Here is a 4,213-nt window from a genome sequence, read left to right as displayed (position 1 = left end):
GGTCGCTTGATTGGTTTGGCTCACTTTACGGTGGGGTATATCCTGACTTATGCGGCGTTCTTGATTGCTTCGACGGCTAGTAAGTTCGGTTAAACCGGAGACTGGTAATTAGTTGAAAAAATCCCCCGCTGTTATGGCGGGGGGTTTTTTTTTGAGATTTTTTGATAGGGGTTGCGATCGCCCGAATCGGGACACCCAAAAGTTTCGTGACATTATCGAGTGTTTTTGTTGCCAAAATTTAGGTCAGAAAACGGGTTTCTGATTGGGCAATTGGGCAATGCTATGATTAACAAATATAGACAAAATAACAATAAATGACCCGATTTATATACGACCAATTTACCAAACAATACATCCAGGAACTCTTAAAGCAATTAGGGCAAACTGAAACCAGCAAAACGATGGCTTCTCAACGGCGAGAAATTGATATATTTTTCACGCCCAACCCGGAAAACATCGCCGATGCCAGTCACCTCGGCTTATTGGGAAGATTGGCGACAACCCCAGCGGTGTTTGAACCCTTTAGCAACCCAGTTAAACCCAGAGAAATCTGTAGTTGTCTGGTGAAACTCTTAGATATCAAGGCAGAATTTGAACGTCAATCTGTCCGGGAAAAAAGACGACTCACTCTTGTCGAATCACCCAGGTTGTGGATGATGACTCCCACCGCATCCGCTGCCGTCTTAGCAGATTTTGGTGCAACCTTAGACTTGGAAAACTGGATGAGCGGCGTTTACTTTCTCCCCAAAGGACTACAAAGCGCGATTATCGTCCTTCACCAACTACCGCCGACCCCCGAAACCCTGTGGTTGAGGATTTTAGGAACCGGCAAAGTCCAAAAACAAGCCCTGCAAGAACTGTATCAACTCCCACCGGATAATCCCACGCGAGAAACCACGCTAGAATTACTGTACAACCTGCGTGAAATGCTAGAAGCTCGGCAAAATTTAGCCCCAGAAGAGAGGGAGTTAATTATGGAACTATCACCCCTGTATTTACAACGGTTACAAACTGTTAAAGAAGAAGGCATCCAGCAAGGAGTCCAGCAAGGACAGCGGCGGCTGGTGGAAAGCCTGCTGCAAGTGAAATTTGGTACTGTGGATGCGGAATTATCTCAGATTATCGAAGCGTTAATTGAAATTCCTCCGTTGGAGCAAGCTCAGTTGATTTTGCAGCTATCCCGCGAGGAGCTTTTAGCTCGGTTTTCCCGTAACTTCTGAACCTGGGGGGAGGGACAAAAAACCGGGTTTCTAGCAAGATCTGTGGTTTTCCGCAAAAATTTAGTCAAGAAACCCGGTTTCTAACTCTGGGGTAAGGGAGAAGAAACCGGGTTTCCATAAATGACCAATGACCCATGACAAACGACTAAAACCCCCAGTCAATGACCCGATTTATATACGACCAATTTACCAAACAATACATCCAGGAACTCTTAAAGCAATTAGGGCAAACTGAAACCAGCAAAACGATGGCTTCTCAACGGCGAGAAATTGATATATTTTTCACGCCTAACCCCGAAAACATCGGCGATGCCAGTCACCTCGGCTTATTGGGAAGATTGGCGACAACCCCAGCGGTGTTTGAACCCTTTAGCAATCCCGTTAAACCCAGAGAAATTTGTAGTTGTCTGGTGAAACTCTTAGATATCAAGGCAGAATTTGAACGTCAATCTGTCCGGGAAAAAAGACGCCTTACTCCCGCAGAATCACCCAGGTTGTGGATGATGACTCCCACCGCATCCGCCGCCGTCCTAGCAGATTTTGGCGCTACCTTAGACTTGGAAAACTTTCCGGGAGGCGTTTACTTTCTACCCAAGGGACTGCAAAGCGCGATTATCGTCCTTCACCAACTACCGCCGACCCCCGAAACCCTGTGGTTGCGGATTTTAGGCACCGGCAAAGTCCAAAAACAAGCCCTGCAAGAACTGTATCAACTCCCTGCCGATAATCCCACGAGAGAAACCACGCTAGAATTACTGTACAACCTGCGTGAAATGCTAGAAGCTCGGCAAAATTTAGCCCCAGAAGAGAGGGAGTTAATTATGGAACTATCACCCCTGTATTTACAACGGTTACAAACTGTTAAAGAAGAAGGCATCCAGCAAGGTATCCAGCAAGGCATTCAGCAAGGAGTCCAGCAAGGCATTCAGCAAGGAGTCCAGCAAGGAGTCCAGCAAGGACAGCGGCGGCTGGTGGAAAGCCTGCTGCAAGTGAAATTTGGTACTGTGGATGCGGAATTATCTCAGATTATCGAAGGGTTAATTGAAATTCCTCCGTTGGAGCAAGCTCAGTTGATTTTGCAGCTATCCCGCGAGGAGCTTTTAGCTCGGTTTTCCCGTGACTTTTGAACCTGGGGCAAGGGACAAAAAACCGAGTTCCACAAATAACAAATGACAAATTACAAATTACAAATGCCCTCCAAAAGTTATATCTGAAATCTTGATGAGCAAAAACTAATGAACCCTAAACCTAGACCGGCCCTCTTTATGATCACCCCGCTTTACCTATTGGGCAGTTTATTGTTAACCAGTTGTTTTGCCATACCCCAGGAGTCATCGGGGGCTGAAGTGAGCGAGTCATCAGAGGTGGCCCTTGGGGCTAAACGCACGGCTGAAATAGATCGCCTCGTTACAGATAGCCTCTGGGAGGATGGGCCCGGTGTGGCGGTGCTGATTCTTGAGCAGGGGGCGATATGGCAAAAGGGCTATGGTTTCAGCGATGTGGAGGAACAGCGCCCGATTACACCAGATACGGTGTTTGATTTGGCTTCGGTATCCAAGCAAATGACAGCAATGGGAATTTTAATCCTCATGGAGGCGGGAGAATTGGGGCTAGAGGATGCAGTCATCGAGCATCTGCCGGATTTTGCAGAACCCAACCCCGATGACCCGATTTTAATTGCTGATTTGCTCTATCACACCTCGGGTTTAGCGGACTATACAGGTGATGCTTGGCAGGGGACAGATGAGGCTTTTGCTCGTTTAACCGTTGAGGAGCATTTGCAATGGTTGAATACCCAGGATATTGAGCGTCATCGCGCTGTTGAATTTGAGTACAACAATAGTGGTTATGCTCTGTTAGCCTTAATCATTGAGCGGGTTTCCGGGCAATCTTTTCGGGACTTTATGGCGGAGCAGATTTTTATGCCCTTGGGGATGAATAATACCGTGGTGTTTGCGGATTTAGCACAACAGATCCCCAATCGGGCTGAGGGCTATGCGGTTTCCCCCGAAGGGAAGTTTGAACCCTCTGCGTTGCCTTCGGTGATTGCGGGGGATGGCAATATTTTTAGTTCCATTGCCGATTTAGCCCGTTATGATCAGGGGTTACGCAATGGCGAAGTGGTGGAACCGGCAACTTTACAATTGGCCTTCACTCCGGGTACTTTGGATAATGGCGAATCTTTTGCCTATGGTTTAGGGTGGGCAGTGGGCCCGGACTATGTGGAGCATAGTGGGAGTTGGTACGGCACGAGCACTTTTTATCGCCATTATACCGAGATGCCGGTGACCATCATTGTGTTGTCCAATGATGAAAATTATCCGGTGGATGAGTTGGTGGATGAGCTGGCGAAGGTGCTGGGATATTAAGTTACAGCCACTATTGTTCAATTTTTAAGGCTCGATTCTCAACATCTGCGTAAGTCCTGATCATGGCTTCATTCTCTGTCCTGGATTTTGGAGGAATGGGGTAAAATGAGGATGCTATTCCCTAACCCGGTGCGTTGCTATGGATGAACAACGAATTGAAGCCTATCTCTCCCTGATTCAAGAACTCCTCAACTGTGCCAGTGGGGAGGAAGTGCCTAGATTGAGCAACTACCCGGAACTCATCGGTGCGGAGTTGGTGCAGGTGATGCGCGCCTTTGCAGAGATGATGGCACAACAGGGACAGGGAAATGCAGGCTGGTTGCGGAATTTTGCCGGGAAAATCGAAGCGGTTAACTATGAGTTGCCTCGGCTAGAAACTAAATTGGTAGCCGATGCTTTATTGCAGCAAGGATTTCAACAGTATCAACAGAGTCAATATCCCCAAGCCTGGGAATCTTTGCAACAATCTCTCGCATTGTATCAAGAAATCGAGGATAAGGCTGGCATCGCATCCTCTTTGGGACAGTTAGGCTCTGTGCAGCGAAATCGGGGCAACTGGGATGAGGCGGAGCGTCTGTATCAGCAATCTTTGCAACTGAGAACCGAATTGGGCGATCGCTCGGG

The 4,213-nt window shown here is 47.8% G+C and carries 4 protein-coding genes; all 4 read left to right on the top strand.

Going from position 1 to position 4,213, the window contains the following annotated elements:
* Positions 1-314: 314 nt before the first annotated feature.
* Positions 315-1,220: a hypothetical protein gene (locus NG792_RS26950; RefSeq protein WP_261237498.1), complete on the top strand. Its 906-nt coding sequence runs from the start codon at positions 315-317 to the stop codon at positions 1,218-1,220.
* A gap of 161 nt (positions 1,221-1,381) precedes the next feature.
* On the top strand, positions 1,382-2,347 hold the full coding sequence (locus NG792_RS26945; protein WP_261237496.1) for a hypothetical protein: 966 nt from the start codon (positions 1,382-1,384) through the stop codon (positions 2,345-2,347).
* 108 nt (positions 2,348-2,455) lie between these two features.
* Positions 2,456-3,589 carry a serine hydrolase domain-containing protein gene (locus NG792_RS26940; protein WP_261237494.1) on the top strand — a complete coding sequence of 378 codons (1,134 nt, stop codon included), beginning with the start codon at positions 2,456-2,458 and terminating at the stop codon, positions 3,587-3,589.
* Positions 3,590-3,728: 139 nt separating this feature from the next.
* On the top strand, positions 3,729-4,213 hold a 485-nt coding region (locus NG792_RS26935; protein WP_261237503.1), incomplete at its 3' end, for a tetratricopeptide repeat protein.

The organism is Laspinema olomoucense D3b (genome assembly GCF_025370785.1).
Taxonomy (GTDB): Bacteria; Cyanobacteriota; Cyanobacteriia; order Cyanobacteriales; family Laspinemataceae; genus Laspinema; species Laspinema olomoucense.
The sequence above is the reverse complement of the archived record's forward strand: the minus strand, read 5'-3'. Positions and strand labels throughout refer to the sequence as shown.

What these genes read in the sequence shown, in the direction of transcription:
- NG792_RS26950 (WP_261237498.1), top strand. Translation starts at nt 315, where the DNA reads ATGACCCGATTTATATACGACCAATTTACCAAACAATACATCCAGGAA.
- NG792_RS26945 (WP_261237496.1), top strand. Translation starts at nt 1,382, where the DNA reads ATGACCCGATTTATATACGACCAATTTACCAAACAATACATCCAGGAA.
- NG792_RS26940 (WP_261237494.1), top strand. Translation starts at nt 2,456, where the DNA reads ATGAACCCTAAACCTAGACCGGCCCTCTTTATGATCACCCCGCTTTAC.